Origin of the sequence: Nisaea sp. (genome assembly GCF_034670185.1) — a bacterium.
Lineage (GTDB): Bacteria > Pseudomonadota > Alphaproteobacteria > Thalassobaculales > Thalassobaculaceae > Nisaea.
The window spans coordinates 199,887-225,340 of record NZ_JAXMNY010000001.1 but is presented as its reverse complement, the minus strand read 5'-3'; the positions used below and the strand labels follow the sequence as shown (position 1 = coordinate 225,340).

The following is a 25,454-nucleotide window of genomic DNA, read 5'->3' as shown; positions in this document are numbered from 1 at the left end:
TCCAGTTTGAGATGACAGCGGCAACCCGGAACGCACTGGCAGCATGGATAGACTAAGCCGGACGACGTCCCGGCGACTATCTCTTCATCAGCCGGCTCCGCAAGAGCCCTCACTTGTCGACTCGCCAGTACGCCCGGATTGTTCATGGCTGGGTCGAGAGCGCCGGTCTCGATAGCTCGGCGTATGGGACTCACACCATGCGCCGGACCAAAGCGGCGCAGATCTATCGCAAGACCGGTAACCTGCGCGCCGTTCAGCTTCTCCTCGGTCACACGAAGCTTGAGAGCACGGTGCGCTACCTTGGCATCGAGGTCGAAGACGCATTGGCGATATCAGAGCAAGTCGAATTATGAGGAACAGCCGCCGCTCGTGAACTGCGAGCGGCGGTCCTCATCCTGTAGATGTTTGCCCGCCGGATGCTCAGGAGCGAGAGTCACCATTACACGGAATGGGTAACGCTGCCTTTCCGAACGGAAATAAGCCAACCGATATGATTGCCAAAACAGGTAATTGCAAAAGAGCCAAATTAGCTGATTCATGTTTTGTTCTGGGCGTGATAAAATTGGGTTATGCTTTCACTTGTTTACCTTCGTCTGCGCCTCATTGATTCCGAGCAAAATCGCAACCGGGTTTACGAGCTTGAGATCGATCATGATCTATTTGGCGTCATTACGGTAACGGCACGGTTCGGCCGACATGGATCCAAACTTCGGGATGTTGTTTCTGTAGCCAGGAACCTGGATGAAGCAAATCGCATCGCCACTTGTGCTCTACGCCGGCGCCTATCCGCACGGAGGCGTCTAGGAAGTGCTTATGTGCTCACGATGGTGGACGGAGAATGCGCGCCATTGGTAAGTCACTGGCAAAAATCCGGCGGTGCCGATCGGCGCGGGGCCGTTATTTCGCGCATTAAGCAGCGAAAACCCTATGTCGCGCCAGTAGAACTACCGTTGTTCGCTGCGTAAGGAATTCCGGCAGTTGCCCACACTACAGTACCGAATAGGCCATCAGGCTCTGCTGAGCGCCGACGCCCCATCAAAGAACGATGATGGCGAGGCAGGTGCGGGGGTGATCTTGTGGACGCTGGAGCGAGAACGATTGCACGAGCATATCATCGTGGTGATGCGATGGTTCGACAGCAAGCATTTGGGCGGCGCCCGCTTCCGGCACGTGCAGAATGCTGTGCGGATCTATCTCGACGATCTGCGCGCGACCTGAAGCGCTTCGCCGAACGTGCGTTTTGTCATCGCTCATTCCCCTCGTCTCAAGGACCCACTGACACCGCCGCCGTAGATTACGTCACTATCCAGTTTTCGGGGGCACAGCCCAAATCCACCTGTTCCCTTGAATGGAGACGTCTATCTTGGTCGGTAGGCCGTGCTTTTTCTAATGCTCGATACCCGTCTTTATTTCGAGAATTTCATCCAATGCATTGAAAAAAACATCAACCAGCCTGGGATCAAAATGCTGGCCTCTTTGCTCACGGATCAGCTTGAGTGCGCTCTCTATCGACCATGCTTTTTTATAGGGTCTTTCCGAGGTCAGCGCGTCGAAGACATCGGCCAGAGCCGCGATCCTTCCGCTTTCCGGGATGTCTTCCCCGGAAAGACCATTGGGGTAGCCGCTGCCATCCCATTTTTCATGGTGAGTGAGGGCAATTTCCCGCGACATTTCCATCAAGCTAGAGTCGTTACCGTCAAGCAAATTGGCGCCAACCTGGGCATGAGACTTCATTATTTCCCACTCTGCCGAATCGAGTTTTCCGGGTTTCAGTAAGACCGCATCGGGGATGCCGATCTTGCCAAGATCGTGCATCGGGCTGGCGTGCAGGATCAGCATGCACATCTCTTCATTCCAACCAGCGCCCCTGGCCAAGGTCGCACAGATCCTGCTCATTCTTACGATGTGGCTTCCTGTCTCCTCGTCTCGATATTCCGCAGCCATCCCAAGGCGCCGGACGACCTCCAGGCGGGTTGCCGCGAGTTCCTCCGTTCGCCAACGCACCATTTGCTCAAGTTCCGCCTTCTGATCATGGATCAACCTGTGGGCCAGTTGGGCGTCCAGCAGGTTTCGCACCCGCATCAGAAGTTCGGTCCGATCGAACGGTTTGCTGATGAAGTCGCGCGCGCCGAGCGAGAGAGCGCGCAGAACGTAATCCTTACCAGTTTGCGCGGTAAGTACCACGATCGGAGGAAGCAGTGGATCGTCAAGGTCGCGCAGCAGACTCATAACCTCGAAGCCGTCGAGATACGGCATGTTCAGGTCGAGCAATATGAGATCCGGCCGATCAAGAGTGTATTTTTCGACGACATCCCTAGGGTCCGAAATCAGATTTATGGAATCGTATCCGTGACCGTTGAGCGTTTTCTTCAGCACCTTCAGGTTGGCGGGTTCGTCGTCCACCACCATGATTTTAAGGCTGGAGGAATACGCGTCAGTCATTCTAAAACTCCGACTGTCTTTTCCTTGCTTCGAAAGTCCGCACGGCACTTGGCAACCAGGATTTCGAATGTGAAGCGGGCCTGCAATCAATGCAAACCATAGAGATATCGTGATTTGTCCATGGTTTTGAAAACCCTAGGCCATCTTGAAAATCACTTTATCAACAACTTTATTAAGATTTTCTATATCCAGCGGCTTGGTGATGTAGTCCGTAAACCCGGCGGCTTTCCCGCACTCGATGTCTTTTTGGTGCGCGTTGGCCGTCACGGCGATGACAGGCACTGTTTTGAGAGAGGCGTCGTCTTTCATGACCCGGAGCACTTGATATCCGTCCATCTGCGGCATGTTGATATCGAGCAGGATGAGGTCCGGACGCTGCGTCATTGCCAGTTCAAGGCCGATTTCGGGCGTGTGAGCGGTTTTGAACTCGATATTCGTTCGGTTTTTGAAGACCTGCCGCATCAGTTTTATATTCGCCGGGTTGTCTTCTATGTAGAGAACCGTATGGGACTTGTCCGCGTTCGATGCAGGTGACGGCGGAGAAGCGGCGGGCTCTTCGTTCTCCGTTTCGGAGAGCGGGTTCTTCTCCTTAGGCAGCGCGATCCAGAATGTACTGCCCTTTCCGAGTTCGGATTCGAGTCCGATCTCGCCCCCGAGCTCTTCCGCAATCTTTTTGCTGATCGTAAGCCCGATTCCCGTGCCTTCGACGTCTGTCTGGTTTGCATCCAGCCTGTTGAAAGGCTCAAACACCTCTTTGATATGCGTTTCCGAAATTCCCGGCCCGGTATCGGTGACCGAAATTCTGATCCTGCCGTCCGGCGCTTCTTCAGTGTGGATGTCAATCTCGCCAGACTCTTTATTGTATTTCACGGCGTTCGATAGGAGATTCAGGAGGACCTGTTTGACGCGCATGCGATCGGCCCGCACGTGGCAGCTGTCCGACAGCGAGGTCTGAATTCTAATTCCGCGTTTACGCGCGAGGGATTCTGCGATCGACAGGCATTCGGCGATGACGGACTTCAAGGAGATCGATTCGATTGAGAACCCGGTTTTTCCGGACTCTATCTTCGCAAGGTCAAGAACTTCATTGATCAGTTCGAGCAGATGTTCTCCAGCTTTTACGATTTCTTGTGCACTGTCCGCGTTGTCCTCGTCCAAAGTCGTGTCAGCGGCAAGCAACTGTCCGAAGCCAAGTATGGCGTTCATCGGCGTGCGTAATTCGTGGCTCATACTGGACAAGAAATCGGACTTTGCTTGGTTCGCGCGCTGGGCATCGTCGCGTGCCGCAATGAGAGCGTCTTCTGCTTCGATCCGATCCGTAATGTCCTGCACGGTCCCGGTCAAGGCGATGATGTGACCGGCGCTGTCATGCGTGACGCCGGCGAGTTCGTGCACATGAATCACGGTTCCGTCCGGCCGTTGAACGCGATGAATCAGATCAAACTTCCCGGTTTCTATGGATAATCTTTGTGCTTCTTCCACGAGCGCATGATCGTCAAAAGGAATGTGCTCCATAAACACCGACAAAGAGGGCTTTATTGACCCCGGTTCATATCCGAATATCCGATAGGTCTCGTCCGACCACTCAAATTGATCATTTGTCTTGTCCTGGCGCCAATTCCCCAATTTTGCGCGGCTTTGCGCTTCTCTGAGTTGAACCTCACGCTCGGACAATGCCTTCTCTGCCATCTTACGATCATGGATGTCCTGAACAACGCCGAGCATCCGGAGTGGCTCACCGTCTTCGGAGCGTTCCACAGCCCCGCGCTCGGAGAGCCATCTTGTGGTCCCATCCGGCCAAACGACCCGGTGTTCGATATCATAGGGCACGTCGGATTCAATGCAGGCGGTCACGCTGTCGGTCACCAGTTGGCGATCTTCGGGATGAACGGCCTCCAGGAAATTCTCGTAGGAGGTCTTGAGGTCTCCCGAAGGGTATCCAAACAGTGGCGCTATCCGTTCGGACCAATAAAGTTCCCCAGTCTGGATGTTGAAATCCCAGGTCCCTATATTGGCGAAGATCTGCCCTCGGCGAAGCCGTTCTTTGTGCTGTTCGAGTGCGATCTCCGAGCGCTTGCGCTTCATCCCGCTGCCGACAATACCGCCGAAAACGGGGAGCATGTCGAGTTGCTCGAGGCTCCAATCGCGTTCTTCCGTAACTGTGTCGAAACCGATCAAACCGAATACTTGACCATTACTGCGAAGTGAGACAGAGCAGTGAGATTGAACATCAGCTTTTGATAGCTGTGTCCGTTCATATTCGGCCTGTGCCGGCAAACTGTTCACTGAAGCAGCTACACACAATCCATATTTCTCGACTTCGTTCCGCCACCACGGTGCGATCCTGTATTCGGTGTTTCGGAAGTCATCCGGCGCGCGCGCTATGCCGTCCGCGCACCATTCCGACGTGCATTCCATACGTTGCTTGTCTTCCGAAATAAGCAAGATATACGCACGTTCCGCCCCAATACCTTCTGCGATTTTGGCAATGGCGTCCTGGATGGCCAGATCGATTTCGGCAGCACTCGCGGAGACGATATTCTCCGCGCAATCGTTGATGCGTTTTTGAAGTCGGTTTTTGAAATCGGTTTTAAGCTGGTTTTCTTTTGCCTTGGTTACATCTGTCCGAACGGACACATACTGATAAGGCTTTCCATTCCCATCCAGAAAAGGGACGATCGTTCCTTGTACCCAGTAGAATGAGCCGTCTTTGCGTTTGTTACAGATTTCCCCGTTCCAGATTTGCCCCTTGGAGATCGTGGACCATAACTCCGTGTAAAAGCTTTCGGGATGTTGACCTGATTTGACAATCCGGTGATTTTCTCCAAGGAGTTCTGCTCTTTCGTATCCGCTGACGCTGCAGAACATTTCGTTTACATATGTGATCCGCCCAGCCCGGTCCGCGATGCTTACGATCGCATGCTGGTTGAGCGCGAGATGTTCACGCTCCTTTTCGTAAAGCAATTGCTGAACCCGTTTGGCCATTGCCTTGCTCTGACGACAGCGTCTGGCTCGCGCGCTGACCGCTGCGATCAGATGCTCTTTCTCGATTGGCTTCGACAGAAAATCATCACCACCAAGTCCAAGCGCCGTAAGTTGCACGCTGAGGTCGTCCTCACCCGACAGGAAAAGGATCGGTATCTCCGAATATCCGGGTCTTTGTCGCAAAACCGCTGCCAGTTCCGGACCGGTTGCACCTGGCATGTATACGTCCAGGACAACCACGTCGGGATCGAACTCGTCGAGGACTTCAAAGAACCGCATCGGCTCGTCCAGACAGCGGACGTCCATGCCTTCTCCGGCAAGAAGTAGCGAATAAAGGTCCAGCAGGACTTTGTCGTCGTCCAGCATAAGCACTCTGTACGGATCTTCTGACGCCCGGGCGGTCAGGTCGCCGAGAACATGGAGAAGTAACGATGTGTCGACCGGTTTCCCGAGATACCGGATCGCGCCGGCTCTGAGCGTCTCGAGCCTTGCCGGGAGATCGTCGCGCATGGACATTATGATAATGGGAATGTCCGTTTGGCAGGTTTCTGCAATTTCTTCGAGTTTTTCAATACCAGCGCGTTCGTGGTCCCCGAAGACGATATCCAAAAGGATCGCGTTCGGTGTTTCCTCACTTTCCTGCGCGAGTGCGCGAGAAAAGTCTGTGATATTCGAGAATGATCTTACACGGTAGCGATGCTCCCGGAGGACCGCAGCAAGCTGGCCATTTATTTCATCGTTGTCGTCGACGATGTAGATGAGAGGATTGTGAGCTCTTTCTCTGGTGGTGCCCGGCCCTTCAAGGCTCGGTGCATCCCAGACCGTTCGGTTTTCCGATAGGTGTGCGATGCGCTCGACGCCTTCTTTTATGGCATTCCATTCCGCGCTTGTTGGCGAAGAATCCCGGTCTAAAATGTTCATTAGGTTTTTTTCGACTTTGCGGGCCTGTTCCGTGATGGGATTCAGGCCAAATGTCCCCGCGCTCCCCGCAATGTTGTGGATCTTTCTATGAAGATCCTGGACCGCCTCACGAGAGTACCCATCGGTGCAAATTTCTGGAATAGCTTGCGCGACCTCATCTATTTCGACGGTCAGCCGGGCGATAAACCGCTTCCGCATTTCGGTAATTTCGTTTTTCGTGTTTTCCATGCTGGCTTCTTCATGAGAGGGGCTGCGGCGTGAGATTTTTTACGGTCTTCAAGCTTGGAGAAATATTCCAGACTGCGCATCGGTCAACCGGCGAACGACACGCGGTTTCGGCCCGCCCGCTTTGCTTGGTACAGAGCTTTATCGGCCTTCTCGATCAGGTTATTTACGTCAACAGCGTCATTCGCGGCGTGGCTGATGCCAATGCTGGCGGTGACTGAAATGCTTGCGCCGCTGGGTAGGATGAACCGGTTGTCTTCAATGGCGCGCCGGATACGCTCCGCGACCGCTTTCGCGCCATCGAAATCGGTGTTCGGAAGAATGCCGACAAATTCTCCTCCGCCCCATCGGCAAATAAGGTCCATCCCTCGCAGAGACTGACTGGCAATTCTTCCAAGTTCCTTGAGCACCACGTCACCAGCGCCGTGCCCATGTCTGTCATTTACGTCCTTGAAATGGTCGATATCGATAAACAAAAAGGACAGGCTCGTTTTATCGCGTTGGGCGCGCTTTTCCTCGGCTTTGGCGAGCTTCTCAAAGCTCCGGCGGTTCAAGAGCCGGGTCAGGGGATCTTCTCTTGCCATGTCCGTAAGTTTGTCGACCAACTCAACTTGCCAGCCGATGTCTCTCATGATTGCGGCGAACAGAGTTTCTTTGCCGTTTTGAATCCGCACTATGGTGGCGCCGAGTTTGAGGTCGCGACCGTCGGCGTGGCGGCCAACGACCTGACCTTTCCGGTCCCCCATATATTGGGCATTGATCGACGAACTGGCGAAGCCGTCAACATAGGCGGCATGCACTTCCCGGAAGCAGGATGGCAAAAGAATGTCCAGATTCTTTCCGAGGATATCGTCGGCGTGGTAACCAAAAAGATCTTCCGACGCTCGGTTGGCAAACACGAGTGTCTGCCTGCAATCAATCGCCACGATTGCATCGGCCGTATTGTTTATGAGCTCGCGATAGAAAAGCCCAGAAGTATCGAGGGTGACCTCATCGAGCGCTTGTGTCACTTGGTCGTCACCTTTTCGCGAATATTGTGAGATAAATTTTATGCATGCGAAAAGCTTACAAACCCTTAAACGTCCGGTTCACTCGGTTCACCCATCCATTCGGATTCAGAAGCGAGGTAGTTGGCTAGTCGGACAGGTCTTGGGGCTGAAGTTCGCCGCCGTTACGCCGGTACAGAGCTTCGAAGGCTGTTGCTGGCAGTGGTCGCGAAAAGAAATAACCCTGGATCATGTCGCATTGGCACGATTGCATGATTTTATACTGACCGGCTGTCTCGATGCCTTCGGCAACGGTCTTAAGACCAAGCGTTTTCCCTAAATTTATTATCTGACGGGCCAGAGCGCACTTTCTCGGGTCATCCAGGATGTCTTTGAAAAATTCGCGGTCGATCTTGATAATATCCAGTGGGAGCTTCTGGAGATAAGAGAGTGATGATTGACCTGTACCAAAATCGTCCAGGCTGATTTTGACTCCGAGATGGCGCAACTCGGCCAGAAGCGCGACCGTCTCCTCAAAATTCACGATTAAAGAATCCTCCAGGATCTCAATCTCAAGATGAACAGGGTTGATCCGCGTTTCGGAGATGATCGTTGCCAGGTCCTCGACGAAATCGGGCCGCAAAAGACCATGGGACGAGATATTGACCGAAATGGTGTCTATTTTAAGCTCACTTCGGCGCCACTTCATGAACTGGAAGCAGGCCTGCCGGATGATGTAATTGTCCAGCTCTCGTTCAATACCGATCACTCTTGCCGCCTCGATGATCTTGATCGGAGGCAACCATCCATGTTCCGGGTGTTGCCAGCGCAACAGGGATTCGACGGAGCAGATACGAGAGCTCGAAACATCGATCTTGGGCTGAAAGAACAGCTCGATCTGCCCCTTGGAAATCGCGGCGGGCAGGTCGCGCATCACCGACTGCAGCAATCGTACGGTCTCGGCCATGCCGGTAGTGAAGAGTTTGCCGTGAACGCCCGGTTCCATAGTGATAATGGCGTCGTGTGCCGTTCGGGCATTCCAGAAAACGGTATGAATTTCCTGGTCGCCCGCGTTTAAAATATCCGCGCCGACCCGAACAGGGGTCTGGATGGAGCCGACGCATGTGAGCACCTGCGTGCCTATCGCGCTTTCGATGTCCTCAAGCACGAAATCGAGTGTGTCTTTTGTGTTGGTAAACCCACAAATGGCGACGATGTCGCAAAAGGCGCCGCGGCCGATAACGTGTTCCCTGTCTCGCAAGGCGACCTTTATGGAATCGGCAATTTTAGAGACGACCTCATCTGCTGCAGTTGTTCCGAAATTACGCGCAATGTTGCCCAGTTTTGGAATGCCGATTTGCAGGCAACAAAAAGCGGTGTCCCGATTGAACGCGACCAGCTCCTTGATTGTCGCCTCAAACTGCTCATTGCTCTTCAGAAGGTCGCCTGATTGCAGGTTTCCGCGCCCGGTTTCCCCGGGACGGGCGCTGACGAGTTCGCCCGAAATTGATCGGTAGATTTCATGTTCGACTAATCCCGCGAAAAGATCGAAGCTCCCCAGGAAGTCTTCATCGAATATACGGGGAGCGTAGTCGATGGCACACAACGTCCCGATTGGCAGGCCGGAGGGGGACCGGATAGGTCTTCCACAATAAGCCCTGATATGAGGAGCGCCCGTCACTAACGGATTCTTGGCGAAACGCGCGTCTTCCCGAGCGTCCGGAACGATCAGGAATGGCTTCCGTTCAAGAATTGCATGCGCGCAAAAGGCGACCTCACGCCTTATTTCCCGGATTTCGAATCCGCACATGGATTTGAACCATTGACGGTCTTCGTCGACAAGACTGAACAGAACCGTGGGCACCTTGAGCGTCCGCGAGACCAGTTCGGTGATGCGGTCAATTCGGCAATCGGCCAGAGTGTCCAAAAGCCCGGTTCGTTTGAGTTCCGCGAGGCGTTCCGCTTCCTTCGGGTGCAAAGGAGCGGCAAGCTCGTCAAGCGTGGTTGTGTTGATGTTGCTGACGCACATGTTCAATAAACTTGAAGGCGCTCAAATCCGGCCGAGAGGGGCGCGAGGGCCCCTGTCGGGCCAAGCATATTCGATTGGCTGATCAATACCGAGCATTACAATCCTACTCCTCCATGGCCGGAGCCAAGTTAGCGACTATGTTTTGCATTATGGCCTCAATCCTTTTGAGAAGGTCGATCGCGTCAGGCGCGGTGCCGCTTGTCTGATGCCAATGTCGCAGTTCGTGACGAAGCGCAACGATGGCAATCAAGAACTCACGGGTTACGGGAAAGGTCTTATACAGTCCGGTCTCGACCAGTTCCGCTTCCAGCCTCTCAAGTTCAACTGTCGCATCATTGAGTTTGTTCCTAATTGACGTGCGCCGTTCATCGTTGATGCGTGCCACTCGGTGTTTGAATTTGTCATGCATTAAGCTCTACCGAAGTCGGTATCTCGCAAGGCGATGCGCCGGCAATTGGCTAAACCGGAATGACGGTAACCAAGCTATATTGCTCCGGATCGAGCGCACTCGCGATTTGGATCGTGGACTAATTCTGAAGGACTTTGGCCAGAGCGTCGGCTTGCCCCGATAGGCCTTCTGCAACGGTAGAGAGTTTTCCGCTCACGTCGTTCACCTGATCGACATTGCTACTGACCGAGACGATACTCTCCGACACCTCCCTGACGCCTGCCGACGTCTCTTGAACATTACGGGTGATTTCCTGAGTGGCTGCGCCCTGTTCCTCGACGGCCGCCGATATGGATGTCGTTACGTCGCTGAAAATCGTGACCTTCTCGGTAATCTCGTTGATTGCCCTGACAGCGTGCCGGGTGGATTCCTGAATATCATCGATCTGCTTTTTGATTTCATCAGTCGCTATCGCCGTCTGTCCGGCCAACCCCTTGACTTCCGCGGCCACGACCGCGAAACCCTTTCCGGCATCTCCGGCCCTGGCCGCCTCGATGGTGGCATTGAGTGCCAGCAGATTGGTTTGCCCGGCGATGTCGTTGATCAGTTTGACAACGCCGCCAATTTTTTCGGAGGCTTCCGAGAGCCCTCCAATCAACGCGTTAGCTTCGCCGGCACGGTCTTTGGCGTCGGCCGCCATCGTGCTCGACTCAGCGACCTGATGGTTGATCTCCTGAATGGAGGCGTTCAATTGCTCTGCAGACGCGGCTACGGTTTGGGTATTGGTTCCAGCCTCTTCTGCTGCTGCCGCAACAGCACCGACGCGATCGCTCGCCATGGTGGCGGCTCCCTGCAGCGTTCCGGAATTTTCTTTGAGATCTCGTGCCGCCCCGGCAATGGAGCCCACCATTTCACCAAACTGGTTCATCTTCTCTTCAACGCCGTCGGCGGCCACGTTGATTGCTTGCGAAGCTTCCCGGTACGCTCCGAGCATGCCGTTCTCTGAAATCCTTCGAAAATACTGGTTTTTCGCAATGAAGCCGAGGCACGCCTTGGACTCGCGCACGTAGGCATCGGAGCGGTCGATCATCTCGTTGATCTTGACGCTGAGTTCTCTCTCTCGGCCCTGGACCGTCGTGACGTTTTTGACCCGCGCTTCGAAATCGCCGCGGCAAACCTTTTCGAGAACGTCCAGTATTTCGCCGATTTTTTCGTCGCTGATGGTGGCGGATGACCCATTCGTGGACTTGCTGTTGCGCATAAACATGTCAGTCACTCTTCATCAGGTTTGAAATGAACTCATTATATGTCACGCCTTTTTCCCTCAGCATGTCGTTGAGGGCGCCAACCGATGCGGCGAGCGCATCCTTTTTCAGCGAGTTGGATTTCTCGACCGACTGGAGACGGTCGTAGAGTGGCATGATGGTGGTGCGAATGGTTTCACCGTTCGGCACACGGCGTGTCGAATGGTAGCCGACGATCTGCCCGTTCACGATGCTGGGCGTCACGTGGGCGATCACCCAATAATGACCGCCTGATTTGGTTGCATTGACCACGTAGGCGAAGATTTCCTCGCCGCTGGCGATGGTTTTCCACAACAACTCGAATATCGCCCTCGGCATGTTCGGGTTGCGGATCATGTTGTGTTGTTGGCCGACACACTCTTCTTCCGAATATTCAGCTATATCCAGAAATGTATGGTTAACGTATGTGAGTCGGCCTTGTGGATCTGTTTTACTCACGATGAGATCATCGCGATCAAAAAACACTTCTTTACCTGAGAACTGCAATTTACCCCCCCTAATCCGTCGACCTTTAGAGATGTTACGAATAAACTTATGGATTAGATTAATTAAAAACTTATTAAATAATAGAGTGTGTTCTCTATCCGTGGGTATTTGACGAGCCGTCGGCTCCGAGCGGAATCCTCACGAAGGTGTCGAACGTCCGCTTTGGGTCGCGGCCTGCCGAATAGGCCATCTGGATCTGCAGGATGGGAAGCGGACGTTCAAGGCGACCGATGCGGTGTTGAGCGCGGATATCTCTGCCGTTCCATGGAATGCATGTCCGTCGCGTTTCGCCTGATACGCCATAGGAAATATCACTCCAAAGGGCGCGGCATTTGTCGAGTCGTATGTCTGCTAGAAAATCAGTTGGCTAACTAGTTTGCAAGGAGAGCGATGTCATGCGAATGCTTCTCTCGGGGTTGCTCGACCTTGTGCTTAACGTGATCTCTAATGGCTTGCGAGGAGGCAAATGACCTGGTCGATATTCACGGGCGAAGGCAATCAGCATCTGGAGACCGTCGTCCGGATCATGGAGAGCGGGAGCGACCATGAGGCCGTGATCCTCGGTGGAACGCTCCTGGAGGATGCGGTCCTCAAGACCCTCTTGCGCTGGACCCGTAAGGATCTGTCCATACAAGGCAAGCTCACGAACGTTGGCGGTAAGCTCGATACCATCGCCGCTCAGATCGACATGCTCTATCTGCTTGAGGCCATCGAGAAGCCGCTCCACGAAGCGTTGCTCGCGCTCAACACTGTGCGGAACAAGCTCGCTCATGACCTCGGCGCGATGCTGTCCGATCCGTCGCAGAAACTTTCGGCCGCGCTGGCGAAACTGACGCTACACGAAGGTCGGGGCTTCTATCCAAATCCCGATGACATGGGCGATCTCGCCGAAAAAATCGGTCCCGTCGACACTGCTCGAGACAGGTACATCGTCAACCTCTGCTTGGGACTCGCGGAACTCATGCACGCGCGGATACGCCGGCACCGGCAATTGACCGGGGACCAGGCGACAGTCATTGCCAAGCAGTACGTGTTGACGTTGCCGGGCAAGGAGACCGTGACGTCCACGGCCGACGTCTATCTCCCGCCAGATGGTGCCATCACGACATATCCCGCAGCCGACACAGAAGGCGGCGAATGACCAACTTGTCCGTACGCATAGGGCCAGACGAACTGCGACGAATTCAGGACGAGCTCGTGGTATGGAGATCGCCGGAGGAGTTTGCGGCTGTATGGGAGTCGATTGCCGAGCGGGTTCCCCCCGAAACCTTGTTCAACCAAGGTGGCCTTGCCTTCCTCCGAGACGCCTACGTCGCATCAGTGTTTGGAACGACGTCGGGTCTGCCCATCTCGAAAATCCATCTTGTCGACGACCAGTGGCCCGATTTCGAGATCAAGTTGTCGAACGGGATCGTTCAGCAGTTCGAGATGGTCGAGGCCGACCAACCCGGTCGGCGGCGCGGCGTGGAGTATCTGGGCGTTCGCGACGACGAGGTCGATCTCGAAAACGTTGATCTTGAGCCGCTTCCGACGCCGAAGGAGGCCGTTCAAAATACTTGTGATTGGCTCAGAAACGCCGTCGCTCGCAAACTCGCGAAAAGCTATTCGGATCCGGTAAATCTGGCAATCTACCTCAATCTGGAAGACTGGGGCGGCGTTCATGCACAGGTGATCGCGTCATTTGCCGGCGCGACAAGGGCCGGCACGGGTCGCTTCGAGAGCATCTGGGTGATCTGGAAGAAGCATGCCTACCGGGTGCACCAAACCGATCCCGATTAGTACGAACAGCACGGCACTCTAGAACCAGCCGTAATCCCGCCGGTCGCGTACGAGATAGCGGGCGCTATCGCCTGTCACGGAATTGCGGGGACACGACACTTAACTCGAAGCGGGGAATTGAGGGGACATGCGACTTATCTCCAAATCATCGACGGTTGGACGACCGCATTGGGTCGCCTGTTGTCGAGCATGAACTCGAAGGAATTGAATCCTATAGGACTACAATCGGAACCGGCCGCATTCCAGCCTGGGAAACTTGACCCACAGCGCCTTTGTGGCCCAAATCAACCCAGCCCGAAAAGTCGCATACTGGCTGGATCAAAGATGGGGTCAGGACAAGTTATTATGGGCTGGTCACGATCAGAAATGATCCCGATTACGATGTGGGGGTCCGATGACAAATGCAAACGATCAAAAGCGTGTCTACAAAAACAAAGGTCGAGTGATTGCCCACGCCACTGGTGCCTACCTCAGCTACCAATATGCGATAGGAAACAGCAGATCTTTTGAAGAAAGTATATTGACAACCCCTATTCAAGAGGCAATGAAGCATGCATTTTCAACAAATATTGCAATCAAATTTACACATCCAATTCTAAAGAATGCGCGGAAGAATAAAAAAGGACGAAAGTCCGAAGTGGATTTTGCTGCCCTTGCACCGATTTATGGAAAAACTATAGCGGCTGTTGAGGCGAAATGGGCCGGCAGCAGCCACTGCACCGTTGAAAACATAACATGGGATATATTACGATTAGCATTAATGATAGAAAATGAAGATTACGAGTCTTTTTTTCTTTTAGCCGGAAAAAAGAAAGATATACAAAAACTATTTAATTCTAAAAAATTTCTTGGCGAGAAAAATATTAAAGGAAAATATAACCCAATACTTAGTATACCCAACCATGGAGGTGGTGTGCTACGGCTTACGAATGCTTTTTCTGATCGAAAAAGAATGATACATAGAATCGTATATCCCTATCGTGATACAAAGTTCTCTTCTCTCATAAAAACGGGAACACCCAGCGTTTATCCTTCAACGTCGACAAATGGGCAATATCAAGTTTATGTATGGAAAATAATTATACCTCAAGGAACACCATTCATTACTCCAAGTAACACGAGAATATACGGGTACAATCCAGATAAAAAATAAAATGCCCGATTACTCGCGACGCCCTTATAGTGATTGGCCTCGGCAAGCGGTACGAAATCAGCTCACTCAGCGACCTGTCCGGATTTCGGAGATCACTTCAGTCGGGCCTTTCGAACCAGTTCAGACTAATAACTCAACCGCAATTCGCTGGATTTCAAAACTTAGTACACGCGAGGAAACGCCCGTTTGGTAACGCGTTGTTGGGGTCTGCCCAAAACGAAGGAAATTACAGGGCTCAAGTCACAGCGATTCTGACGGCAGAAGGCGCGGGCATCTACACAACGCAGCCTGGCAGCTCCTGCTCTCAAAAATCGTATTGGTCCTCTCTCTCAAACCGAAGGCTTATAAAAATTAAGCTCTCAGCTTTCTGAAAGCTCTCTCAGGAACCGTCGGCATGTCTAGGATTGGCACTATTTATCTTTACTGAATTCCTCACCAAGTCATTGAATCCAAGCGTAGCCGGACTTGCTCCAGCGCCGGCAAGCCGCCGCTAATGATAAACTGCAAGGGGGTCGCGCCATTATAGAGCGGCCCCTTGTTCTCCGTCTGGATCCAGCCTTCGGCAAGTGGTCCGCTGAACAGCATCCGCAGAGCTTTCCAAATCCCGAGCAGATACGAGATCCGCAGCATCTGCTCTTCGGAGAGTTGCCGGCCGTCAGCCGGAATTCCGACGAGAAGCAGGTCAGCATCCACGTCGGAGATATGCCAAGTCTGCATCATGCGATAGAACGCACGCAAAGCGGCCGGGCCGAGACGTTGGCGTGCGGCCGGATCGGATAGGTCCGGTAGATCTTGGAGTGGGGGAACGTCGATCATCACTGCCATCCAGCACTATGGTTAGTGAGTGCCGCGCGAGATTGAGCCTTGAGAAATCATCGCCCTTTTCTTGAAGCAGCATTCAATCTTTTCCTTGGCTAGGCGGTTTCAATAACTCGTTCAACCAGACCCTGCAGCACTTTCGTTACGCCTCTTTCCTCGCCCAGATGATCCTATACCGCCTGTCCTCAATCTGCGCCCCGACAACCATCCTGCTCCAGGACGACCCGCCATCCAGGTTCAGCTTCCCATCCCGGATCCGGTGTCCGCCGGCCGCGAGATATTTCTCAACCTGGTCGGGGTTCCCGAAATCCTCCGGAACCGGGATATCCAGGTCGCTGAAATTCCGGATCGCCGAAGGCTCCGGGGTATGGCCATGAACCACCAGCCCCCCCTCCCCTCCAGGATTTTCAGCGCGCAAGAACGGCGCCCGGACCCAGGCCCAGTGGTCGTTCTCATCTCGCTTCGGATATGCCCACCATCGCTGGTCCAGGAACCGCTTCTGATCGAAAAGCGGGTTGATCCCGGCATGAACGAAGATCAGGTCGCCCGCACGATAATGAGCCCCATCACCCTCGTAGAACCGCCTGGGAAGATCGACGCCGAGTGCCCTCAGCGCCTCCGCAACACGATCGCGTAGCTCCTCGACGTCATTGGTATCCGGCATCGACAGGTCTGCAGCTTCAATGAGCTCCCGGACCGCGGCCCGGCCGCCATTGTCGAGCCAGAGATCGAGGCAGTAGATCTCAGTGAAATTGAACAGCCCGGGCCTGTGCTTCGGCGAGAAGCCAAGGCCCAGGAGCATCATCTTTTCGTGGTTGCCGCAAAGCCGGACGGTGCGAGCGAAAGCCGGATCGTCGGCCAGATAGGCCTGCAGACAGGCCGCGCTATCGGGGCCGCGGTCAATGACGTCTCCGAGCCAGACCAGGTCGGCCCCGTCAGGACCGCCCTCCCCTGCGAGCTCGCGCATGGTGTCCAGGACGGCCTCCATCGGAATGCGCATGCCATGGACATCGCCGATCGCGAAGATCCGGCGGCCGGCAGTGCTATAGGGGTGCTCAAGCCACTCACCGATCATGGCCTTCTTCATGCCTGCCCCCATGCTGAGATGATCCGGTAACGACCGTCCTCGATCTGGGTACCGACAACAAGGCCCGTGTCGTATGAGCCTCCATCGAGGTTGAGCTTGCCTTCGTAGATCCGGTGACCGCCGCGCTCAATGAAGGCTGCGACCTGGTCGGGATCGCCGTAACTCTCCGGAAACGGAACATCCCGATCGTTGAACAGCTCGATCGCCGGCCGCTGCGGTGTGTGTCCATGCACCACTAGCCCCCCCTCACCGGCGGGTTCCGGATGGATGAGGAACGGGCCTCGGATCCAGGACCAGAAATTACGCTCCGGATCGGAGCCCTCGATCGGGAATTCCCACCAGGGGCGCGCCAAGAAAATCTCGAGATCCTGAAAGGGATGCACGCCAGCGTGGACGAAGAGAAGGTCGCCGACCTGATAACTGGCCCCCTGCCCTTCATGAAAAGCGGATGGGATACCGACACGTAGTCTTTTGAGAGCTTCTCGATCAGCGGCGATCTGATCGTCCAGTTCGTCCTCATTAGGGTCCGAGAGGCCAGCTGCGGCGCGGAGGCTCCGGCGTGCTGCTTCACCGCCGTTTTTCAGCCAGATGCTGTACTGATTTCTCTCCCACACCCGGGTCGGGAAGTCCCCACGATCTCGATACGGATGAAAGCCGAGCCCCAGGAGCATCATCTGCTCATGGTTCCCGCAAAGCCGGACGACATTTTCGAACGTCGGATCGTCAGCAAGATACGCCTGCAGGCAGGCTGCGCTCTTCGGCCCGCGGTCGATAACGTCGCCAAGCCAGACCAGATCGGCGCCTTCGGGGCCACCCTCACCTGCGAGCTCACGGAAGGTCTTCAGGACGAATTCCATCGGCTCGAGCATGCCGTGGACGTCGCCGATCACGAAGATCCGGCGGCCGCCGGTGCTGTAGGGGTGCTCGTACCAGGGGGAGATGGAGGTGGTCATAATCACATCTTTTTGGCGGCGTCCGGGAACAGACTCATCCAAGTTTTTTGATGGTCATCCGGCAGACGGTAAAACATCCACGTAAGCGCGTCTCGAAACTCTACCTTCTACCTTGCACTGCAGGAAGGGCCGCAGGCTCGAACTACACTCTTGAAGCACAAGCTACCCAAGATTGGGGCGAGTCTGGCGATCGGTGCTGCCGGCACAGCCGGAGGAACCCTGGGTACAATTGGTGGCGGCACCGTCGGGAGTGTTCCCGGTGCTATTGCCGGCGTGGCGGCCGGCGGCATGGGAGCCGGAGCGGCGGCGAGGAAGCTCCTTCGAAGGCGCAAAAAGCAGAACCAGGAGCAGGAGCAGGAAGAGGACCTTATCGCGCTCGCGATGTTGGGATCGGCGATTGAAGCAAGGCCACTGCTTCCAGCGCCAGCCAACGCTTAGTTTTTACCCACTAAAACTACGAGGCCAAGTTCAGCCAAATAACATTCTCGAACGCTGGACCTATCGGCGAGATACGGCTGGGGGCACCCCAAGCCATCCGGGCCGCGCTCAGAACGCCATAGGAGGATCCATACGGTATTTGAGCGAAGAAATTCCGGCTGACCCCTACGATCCCCGAGGCCTGCGCCATCGGGTGATGGCCTGCTACATTTTCCATCCGGGAAGTGGAACCCTTCTGCCCTGGCCGGCGGATATCGGCGCCGATGAGGAGCAGTTTTACCCATTCTTCCAGGGCGACGGTGTGAATCCGGAGTTTCCCGATCGTGAGCGCCGAATTACCGCCGCTCCGGCGCATATCGTCGGGAATTCGATCGTAAGGCAACTGGCCATCCATCAATGCCTTTCCATGAAGGCGGCATTCCCGGGTGCTCATTGGTCTCAGCCGCATCTGGTGACCGCGCACTTGGTCGCCCAGCGCCCCAAACCAGGCAAGACCTCGCCCGTTTCCCCGAACTATCTGCATCAGGATCTCGAGGATACGGCAATCCACCTGATCGAGCGGATCGGAGTCACCGGGGGGCAGAGCGTTATTGGCAAGGTTGCCGCCGCCGGCCTTCATCCGTCGGAGGCTTCGCCAAATCACATCCTCTACAAATGCACACTCCGTCCTGGAGAGACCCTCTATATCCGGGACAGCATGGTCAGCCACCATGCGAACGCAGTCAGCGTCGATCCGGATTATGACGGGAAAGACGGGCCGGCCCGCCGGTGCACGATCCTGATGGATGCGAAACCGTTCAACTTGGAACCCTATTACGCCTGATAGGATGCGTGCCCCGACCGAAAATTTTTCTCGAGACACACTTTCTCGTCACGTCATTTGCAGAACAGGAGGCGAGGCCAGAGCGCGAATCGAGCAACACGACTAAGATATTGTGTGTCATCCGCGGGCGACCGGCTCTGCAACCCCGACCAGCGCCGCCGGTCGCCCGCTACCACTGAGCCATCTGGAATCTCAAAAATGAGCCTGCTACCGACAAGCTATTAGGGTAATCACTGCGAGCCACAGATCAGAATGACCTCCAGCCTATGTCACGACTTGCATAAAGTTGGAAAATTTCCAGGGCCTGAGCGACTTTTCTCGTAGTATTTTTTCCATAAAATATCGACTTGAGATATAAATGTAGTAAATTATACCATAATTTCTACACTTTATCTTATTTTTACATTTTTTTATGTCCTACAATGCAGCTAAGGCTCCATCAAAGCCAAATACAAACGGCCGCCGCGAGATCTCGCGGCGGCCGTCTGCTTTTAAACCGAAACGAACGAAACTCTCGCCCTACATCCGCGAGATAGCTTCTTCAAGTTCGTTGACCGGCTTCGCCGTCAGATCCTTGTCGATTTCGGCCAGCAACGCGTCCTGCACCGCCGCACTGTAGTGGGACCTCAAGGTTCCGAGCGTTCGGGGGTCCGCGATAACGACAAGATCGCCAAATCTTTTGTCACGCACCCACGCATTCAGGTTTGCGGCGGTCTGCTCGGCAAAATGCCTCTTCTCGAAGACATGCCAATCCGTCGCCTCGACCGCACTCTTTTGCCTGTACGAGGCATCGTTCAGACGCCCGGGCCGATCCGTTCCCTGCAAATGATCCGGCGGGTTCCGAATAGATCCCGCATCGACGGTACGGAGATCGATGATCTCGGCATCTCCGTGATTCTCGAACACAACGAAGCGTTCGCCATCCGCGACGAGCACCCAAGCCTTGTGTGGTACCTGCATTCTACTACCCCAACAGTTTAGTTATCCAATTGCAGGCCCCCGCGTCCGAAGCCGCGAAAGACATAACGCAGATTATTACATGTCTGGCAGGAATGGGTTCATGAATTTCCCCCTATCGGTGCTATGTGACCAACGCCAGATCGTCTGGGCATCAAATCCTGAAGGATTAAGAAGAACCACCGAGACGTTTCTTGCCTTGAGCGCCCGGGCTCACCAAACACGCATGAAGTGCCCCGCTGAGGAGGCTCCAAGAGGCGCAAACATGCAGCATATTGGCAGCAGCCGACTCCCATCCAGCGCGTTAGAGCTTAATTAACGAAGAAACTGCATAATGAGGTTTATAAATTTCCTCGTGGATGGAGTTCCCTCAAATGGGCCTGGACCGCCTGTCTTTCGCGCAGAAGATCGCCCTGATCATTCTGCTCGCCGCCATTGCAATGATCACGCAGATTGCCTCAACCGTATGGCTAGAGCGACAGCAGCTCTACAAGGAGCGGACGCGCGAGATTCAATCTGTCGTGGAAATGAGCGTTTCCGAAGCACTGGCCCATGAGGCGCGCGTGAAGAGCGGTGAGATTTCACGGGAAGAGGCTTTGTCCGCCTGGGAAAAAACCGCAGTCGCAGCGCGCTTCCGGGGCGTTGAATATCTGTTCGCCTACACCATGAACGGCATCAATGTCGTGCATGGCGGAAAACCGTCGCTGAAGGGCAAGGACATGTCCGGCGTGGCAGACCCGAACGGTGTCAAGATCATCCAGGAGATGGTTGAGCTTCTCAAGAAAGATCCGAAAGGTGGAACCAGCGAATACATGTGGCCGAAAGCCGGGTCCGAAGTCCCCCAGCCGAAACTGTCTTATGTCGCAATGATAGAGCCTTGGCAGATCTTTGTCGGGACCGGAATCTATACCGACGACATCGATGCGGCCCTCGCTAACTACGCAATGCGTTCAGCGGGATTCTCTGCGATCTTTCTGTTGATCATGGTCGCCGCCGGACTGGCGATCGCACGGAGCATGACCCGCCCGATGGAAGCGCTGCGAAATACGATGTCGCAGCTTGCAGGCAACAATATTGCGGTCTCGGTGCCTGGCACCAACCGCCGGGACGAGATTGGCGCGATGGCGCAAGCCGTCCAGGTCTTCAAGGAAAACGCGGAACGCGTCTCATCACTTGAAGAGAGTCGGTTACAGGATGCCGAGAAGGCCCAGTCCGAACGTCACCGCCTCCTGCAGGAGCTCACCAAGGATCTGGAAAGCTCCGTTGGCCGGGTCACGGGTGAGGTCGAGACTTCGGTGAATTCCGCGCAGAAATCAGCGGCCGACATGCAGCACAATGCGACAGAAACCGCCGAGAGTGCCCGTGAGGCCAATCATGCGGCACAAGAAGCATCTGAAAGCCTTCAGAGCGTGGCCGCCGCGACAGAACAGCTGACGAATTCCATCGCGGAAATCGGCCGGCAGGCAGACCAATCCGCATCCATTTCCCGTTCCGCTGCGACGGAGGCCGAAGACGCCAATGCCAAGGTGACCAGCCTTCAAACCTCAGCCGAACGGATCGGGGAAGTCGTCAGCCTGATCAACGACATCGCCGAGCAGACAAACCTCCTCGCCCTCAACGCGACGATCGAAGCGGCCCGGGCCGGAGAAGCGGGCAAGGGTTTTGCCGTGGTTGCGAGCGAAGTGAAATCTCTCGCCAACCAGACCGGCAGTGCGACCCAGGAGATCGCCGGACAGATTTCGGCCATTCAGCAGGCGACCAAGGATGCCGCCGACGTGATCGGAGCCATCGTCGGGACGATCCAGAATATCGACGAGACGACGTCAGCCATTGCTGCCGCCGTGGAGGAGCAGGAATCCGCAACGCGCGAGATTTCCAACAATGTCGAGCAGGTTTCGCGGGCGACCGACACCGTAACCAGCAACATTGGCCGGGTCAGTTCGGCCGGCGAACGCTCCGATGTTACGGCGCGCGATCTGTCGGAAGTGACCGGCAATCTCAGCCAGCAGGTCCGCTCACTCCGTCAGGAGATCGATACCTTTGTTCGCAAGCTGAACGAAAACTGACCGCAGACGGCCCGGTTGGCGGTCTCCGCCGCCGGGCCATCCTGTCTCCGCACATCGACCGCGCCTTGCCATAAAATACGAAAGCCTTTTAAAAAGGCCGACCTCGGCAATTCACGGATCACAGCACAATGGCGGCGGAACTCCTCCCTCAGCAGCCAATGGCTCCCGATGCCAAGCAGCGCTCCCTGAGCCGGGCCCACCTCGATGCTCCAGCGCTCCTCGACTATCTCGGGAAACTGCGACGGGAAGTTGACACTGAGCTTGCACCGCAATTTCCGGAGTTCAGTGGCAAACTTTATCCGCTGGGCCGCTGCCGGGAAATCCGGGACGCCGTCTATGACCGACTGGTCGCCGACATTCATCAACCCAGATGCGCCACATCCCTGGCACTGCTCAGCTTCATTCGCGCCGGCGGTATAGGCCGCAAGATCTGGGGCGTTCTGCGGGAAAGCTATTTCCAGAATGCGATGCAGTTCGGCACATTCTATGTCGATGTCGCCAACGATACTGTCAATCCGGCGAAGCCACGGATCGAAATCCTGCCTCTCAAGAAGTCCGGCATGGTCCCGGTATCCGATTTCTTTCATTTTGCTCGGATCGCGGGGTCTTACTGGAACTGCGATACCTACGCGAATACCGAATTTCCGGGTATTGCCGCACTCTTTCCGATCATCTGCGTCAACCGCGTTGGCGCCGGAATATCCCTCGCCCCGGGATCGGACCAGATGATTGCCATGACACGGCTCCGCAATTTCCGGCCATCGCTTGATTTCCTGCAATCGGCCCCGTCTCCTCCGGAACCGGTACGGCATGAATTGGCAAGACGGCGTGAGGCCTGCGCACACGAGCTGATGAAGACTGTGGGCGACCCCGTTGCCGCAGTAGAGCGAGCGATCGGAGACTTGAACTACAAAAGCGACACGTATTACGCGTCCTGCGTTTCCGCTTTCAGAGAGTTCGCCGCACTCTCGAAAAACCGGGTGGACCCGCGCCATGAAAATGACATTCACAGTGGGTCAAAGACTCGACGAAAATGGCCCTAATACGCTGAAGGTTACTTAAGTAACGGGCAACTAACTCATCTTCTTTTTAAATATTCCATAAAATTACCTGCAAAAATACTTGTTGCGGTTCATGACACCCTAAACTACTATATATAGAGTTATTGAGCCGAATTTAGAGCGGCTCCCCCTGGTAGCGGACCCGTGAGGGCAGAGCTTCAGCCCTCTAGGTTCAGAGTTCCATCGTCAGCCAAACGATGGAAAACCGGGGAGCGGTACTCTCCCATCCCCGCTCCCCGATTACCCTGTGAAGCTCCTAAGGACGAAGCCTCTATCGTCCGATACTGGGTGCGTCATTTACTGACGCACCCCTCTTTTTGGAAAAAGTAGCGGCCTCCGGCGTGACTGTCTATGCTTTGCGCGGTCCTTCAGGACAATTCGCAAGATCATTCCAGGATACTAAGGAGTCAGCCATGGCCGGCGCAATTGACGCACGCCTTTCCGAACTCGGCATCGAGCTTCCCAACGCCGCCGCGCCCGCGGCCAATTATGTGCCATACGTTATTTCCGGGAAGACCCTGTATATTTCAGGTCAGGTTCCGTTCTGGAACGGAGAGCTGAAAGGCGTCGGCAAAGTCGGCAACGACATGACAGCCGAGGATGCCCAAAAAATTGCCCGGATCTGTGCCCTCAATATCATTGCCCAGGCCCGCGCTGCATGCGGCGGCGACCTAGACAAGGTTGCGCGGATCGTGAAAGTCGGCGGTTTCGTCAATGCGACGGACGACTTTACCCAGCACCCGATGGTGATCAACGGAGCGTCCGACCTGATGGTCGAAGTGTTTGGCGACAAGGGCAAGCATGCCCGTTTCGCCGTCGGCGCAGGTTCCCTACCGCTCGGTGTCGCGGTCGAGGTCGAAGCGGTCATTGAACTCGCTTGAGCAACCGTTAGCGGTTGACTGATCGTTGCGGCGCACAATCTTCCAAGAGCAACACCAACGGAAGGTGAGGACCGGTGCCCGACGGTGAAAACAATGCGGAAACGCGGGCGGCCATCTCGGTTGCCCGCTCCATCCACGAGATCGCCCCGGCCGATTGGGACGCCTGCGCCGGTGCGGCCAATCCCTTTCTCAGCCATGCCTTCCTGTCCGCGCTGGAAGACAGTGGCTCGGTCAAGGCCGAGACCGGCTGGCTGCCGCAACATCTGGTTTATGCCGATGACGAAGACCGGATCGCCGGAGTCGTTCCGCTCTATCTGAAGGGCCACTCCCAGGGCGAGTATGTGTTCGACTGGGGCTGGGCGGACGCGTATGAGCGCGCCGGTGGCGAGTATTACCCGAAACTGCTCTCAGCCGTGCCCTTCACACCGGTAACGGGTCCCCGACTGCTTTGCCATCCCGATGCGGATGCCGACGCCACCACGAACATCTTGATTGGCGGCCTGATCGAGATCACGCGACGTTTCGACGTGTCGTCCCTGCATGTGAATTTCCTGCCGGAAGCGCAATGGAACGCTCTTGGGGAGGCCGGCTTTCTGAAACGGGTCGGCCTGCAATTTCACTGGCATAATGACGGCTACCAGAATTTCGGTGACTTCCTCGACGCTCTCTCCTCCCGCAAGCGTAAGGCGATCCGCAAGGAACGCAAGGCAGCGGCAGAAGCAGGCCTTACCATCCGAAGGCTGACCGGCGCCGATATCGAGCCCCGGCACTGGGACGCCTTCTTCGAGTTCTATACGGACACCAGCGACAGGAAATGGGGCTCAGCCTATCTGACACGCTCCTTCTTCGATCTGCTTGGCGAGCGCATGGCTGACCGGGTGCTGCTGGTGATAGCGGAAATGGACGGCACGCCCGTCGCCGGCGCCCTCAACCTGATCGGCGACGATACGCTCTATGGCCGCAACTGGGGTTGCAGCGCCGACTTCAAGTTCCTGCATTTTGAGCTTTGCTACTATCAAGCTATCGATTTCGCCATCGAGCGCAGCCTGAAATGGGTCGAAGCCGGTGCCCAGGGGCAGCACAAGATCCAACGTGGCTATATGCCCCGCTATACCCACAGCTGCCATCTCATCCCCTCGCGCTCCTTCAGTGACGCGGTCGCCGATTTCCTGCGGCGGGAAACCGAGCAGATGGCCTACGAAAAAGAAGCCCTCGAAAATCAATCTCCGTTCCGCTCGGAGGGTTGAACGGGATGCATGGCTGACCTTCGCTATTTGTGCACCGCAAAAACAGCAAATAGGTCACTATATCACTCAGCACATTCGCTGACTGGCCAGCCATCTGGCGCCGTCAGCGCCAACCAGATCAAGATACAGGAGATACATTATGGGCGACCGTTTTTGCCTCACACTTCTCGAAGCTGCCGAAATGAACGGCTTCACGACTGCTGAAATGCTCATTCTCGTTGACCGGCACGCCGACATTGCCGTCAGCGCAAATGGCGCTTGGCGCATCGATCCCGACGCCCTCAAGGCTGTCGTCGATGGTTCCGCCGGCTATCTGCAGGCTGCGTAAACCTTCAACGGTTTACTGCCGACGATAAAAAAGGCCCGCACAATTGTGCGGGCCTTTTTTGTGTCTGGCGTACTGTCAGCCGAGGCCGTTTCCGGC

The 25,454-nt window shown here is 55.3% G+C and carries 22 protein-coding genes and 1 pseudogene; 12 read left to right on the top strand and 11 right to left on the bottom strand.

The features are described 5' to 3' along the window. Positions 1-80: 80 nt before the first annotated feature. The 3 genes and pseudogenes from VOI22_RS01045 to VOI22_RS01040 form a co-directional block, all read left to right on the top strand. A pseudogene (locus VOI22_RS01045) lies at positions 81-353 on the top strand (tyrosine-type recombinase/integrase); the annotation flags it as partial. A 216-nt stretch (positions 354-569) separates the two neighbouring features. Next, the gene (locus VOI22_RS21095) at positions 570-965 is read left to right on the top strand and encodes a WGR domain-containing protein (protein ID WP_416366052.1); all 396 of its coding nucleotides are present in this window, start codon (positions 570-572) and stop codon (positions 963-965) included. A 13-nt stretch (positions 966-978) separates the two neighbouring features. Then, positions 979-1,218, top strand: a complete 240-nt coding sequence (locus VOI22_RS01040; RefSeq protein ID WP_323794749.1) for a YigZ family protein — start codon at positions 979-981, stop codon at positions 1,216-1,218. Positions 1,219-1,386: 168 nt separating this feature from the next. Here VOI22_RS01040 and VOI22_RS01035 read toward each other — a convergent pair whose 3' ends face one another. The 7 genes from VOI22_RS01035 to VOI22_RS01005 form a co-directional block, all read right to left on the bottom strand. Further along, a complete protein-coding gene (locus VOI22_RS01035) occupies positions 1,387-2,442 on the bottom strand; it encodes an HD domain-containing phosphohydrolase (protein WP_323794748.1) in 1,056 nt (351 codons plus the stop codon). Between the two features lie 135 nt (positions 2,443-2,577). Continuing rightward, positions 2,578-6,576, bottom strand: a complete 3,999-nt coding sequence (locus VOI22_RS01030) for a response regulator (RefSeq protein ID WP_323794747.1) — start codon at positions 6,574-6,576, stop codon at positions 2,578-2,580. Positions 6,577-6,659: 83 nt separating this feature from the next. Beyond that, positions 6,660-7,583 (bottom strand): sensor domain-containing diguanylate cyclase, encoded by a 924-nt coding sequence (locus VOI22_RS01025; RefSeq protein ID WP_323794746.1) that lies wholly within the window; start codon positions 7,581-7,583, stop codon positions 6,660-6,662. A 124-nt stretch (positions 7,584-7,707) separates the two neighbouring features. Beyond that, complete coding sequence (locus VOI22_RS01020; RefSeq protein ID WP_323794745.1) at positions 7,708-9,588, bottom strand: EAL domain-containing protein; 1,881 nt, start codon at positions 9,586-9,588, stop codon at positions 7,708-7,710. Between the two features lie 103 nt (positions 9,589-9,691). Further along, entirely contained in the window at positions 9,692-9,997 is a 306-nt protein-coding gene (locus VOI22_RS01015) for a hypothetical protein (RefSeq protein ID WP_323794744.1), read from the bottom strand. A gap of 118 nt (positions 9,998-10,115) precedes the next feature. Continuing rightward, a complete protein-coding gene (locus VOI22_RS01010; RefSeq protein ID WP_323794743.1) occupies positions 10,116-11,243 on the bottom strand; it encodes a methyl-accepting chemotaxis protein in 1,128 nt (375 codons plus the stop codon). A 1-nt stretch (position 11,244) separates the two neighbouring features. After that, the gene (locus tag VOI22_RS01005) at positions 11,245-11,766 is read right to left on the bottom strand and encodes a PAS domain-containing protein (protein WP_323794742.1); all 522 of its coding nucleotides are present in this window, start codon (positions 11,764-11,766) and stop codon (positions 11,245-11,247) included. Positions 11,767-12,232: 466 nt separating this feature from the next. Here VOI22_RS01005 and VOI22_RS01000 point away from each other — a divergent pair, with 466 nt between their 5' ends. The 3 genes from VOI22_RS01000 to VOI22_RS00990 all read left to right on the top strand — a co-directional run bounded on the left by VOI22_RS01000 (position 12,233) and on the right by VOI22_RS00990 (position 14,698). Then, complete coding sequence (locus tag VOI22_RS01000) at positions 12,233-12,907, top strand: hypothetical protein (RefSeq protein WP_323794741.1); 675 nt, start codon at positions 12,233-12,235, stop codon at positions 12,905-12,907. Beyond that, a complete protein-coding gene (locus VOI22_RS00995; RefSeq protein ID WP_323794740.1) occupies positions 12,904-13,545 on the top strand; it encodes a hypothetical protein in 642 nt (213 codons plus the stop codon). Before VOI22_RS01000 ends, VOI22_RS00995 begins: the two co-directional genes overlap by 4 nt. A 394-nt stretch (positions 13,546-13,939) precedes the next feature. Continuing rightward, on the top strand, positions 13,940-14,698 hold the full coding sequence (locus VOI22_RS00990; RefSeq protein ID WP_323794739.1) for a hypothetical protein: 759 nt from the start codon (positions 13,940-13,942) through the stop codon (positions 14,696-14,698). A gap of 432 nt (positions 14,699-15,130) precedes the next feature. On the opposite strand, the gene VOI22_RS00985 is transcribed toward VOI22_RS00990, so the two are convergent. From VOI22_RS00985 to VOI22_RS00975, 3 genes are all read right to left on the bottom strand, one after another. Continuing rightward, complete coding sequence (locus VOI22_RS00985) at positions 15,131-15,514, bottom strand: DUF2384 domain-containing protein (RefSeq protein WP_323794738.1); 384 nt, start codon at positions 15,512-15,514, stop codon at positions 15,131-15,133. Between the two features lie 145 nt (positions 15,515-15,659). After that, positions 15,660-16,604: a metallophosphoesterase gene (locus VOI22_RS00980; protein ID WP_323794737.1), complete on the bottom strand. Its 945-nt coding sequence runs from the start codon at positions 16,602-16,604 to the stop codon at positions 15,660-15,662. Further along, positions 16,601-17,557, bottom strand: a complete 957-nt coding sequence (locus VOI22_RS00975) for a metallophosphoesterase (RefSeq protein ID WP_323794736.1) — start codon at positions 17,555-17,557, stop codon at positions 16,601-16,603. The genes VOI22_RS00980 and VOI22_RS00975 overlap by 4 nt, the downstream gene beginning before the upstream one ends. 577 nt (positions 17,558-18,134) lie before the next feature. Here VOI22_RS00975 and VOI22_RS00970 point away from each other — a divergent pair. Next, positions 18,135-18,818, top strand: coding sequence for a 2OG-Fe dioxygenase family protein (locus tag VOI22_RS00970; protein WP_323794735.1), 684 nt, complete (start codon positions 18,135-18,137; stop codon positions 18,816-18,818). A 519-nt stretch (positions 18,819-19,337) separates the two neighbouring features. On the opposite strand, the gene VOI22_RS00965 is transcribed toward VOI22_RS00970, so the two are convergent. Next, positions 19,338-19,778 (bottom strand): host attachment family protein, encoded by a 441-nt coding sequence (locus VOI22_RS00965; RefSeq protein WP_323794734.1) that lies wholly within the window; start codon positions 19,776-19,778, stop codon positions 19,338-19,340. 371 nt (positions 19,779-20,149) lie between these two features. Here VOI22_RS00965 and VOI22_RS00960 point away from each other — a divergent pair, with 371 nt between their 5' ends. The 5 genes from VOI22_RS00960 (at position 20,150) to VOI22_RS00940 (ending at position 25,358) form a co-directional block, all read left to right on the top strand. After that, positions 20,150-21,841, top strand: coding sequence for a methyl-accepting chemotaxis protein (locus tag VOI22_RS00960; protein ID WP_323794733.1), 1,692 nt, complete (start codon positions 20,150-20,152; stop codon positions 21,839-21,841). A gap of 128 nt (positions 21,842-21,969) precedes the next feature. Continuing rightward, a complete protein-coding gene (locus VOI22_RS00955; protein WP_323794732.1) occupies positions 21,970-22,884 on the top strand; it encodes a hypothetical protein in 915 nt (304 codons plus the stop codon). Between the two features lie 431 nt (positions 22,885-23,315). Continuing rightward, the gene (locus VOI22_RS00950; protein WP_323794731.1) at positions 23,316-23,783 is read left to right on the top strand and encodes a RidA family protein; all 468 of its coding nucleotides are present in this window, start codon (positions 23,316-23,318) and stop codon (positions 23,781-23,783) included. 74 nt (positions 23,784-23,857) lie between these two features. Then, positions 23,858-25,030, top strand: coding sequence for a GNAT family N-acetyltransferase (locus VOI22_RS00945; RefSeq protein ID WP_323794730.1), 1,173 nt, complete (start codon positions 23,858-23,860; stop codon positions 25,028-25,030). Between the two features lie 139 nt (positions 25,031-25,169). Continuing rightward, complete coding sequence (locus VOI22_RS00940; protein ID WP_323794729.1) at positions 25,170-25,358, top strand: hypothetical protein; 189 nt, start codon at positions 25,170-25,172, stop codon at positions 25,356-25,358. Positions 25,359-25,454: the final 96 nt, after the last annotated feature.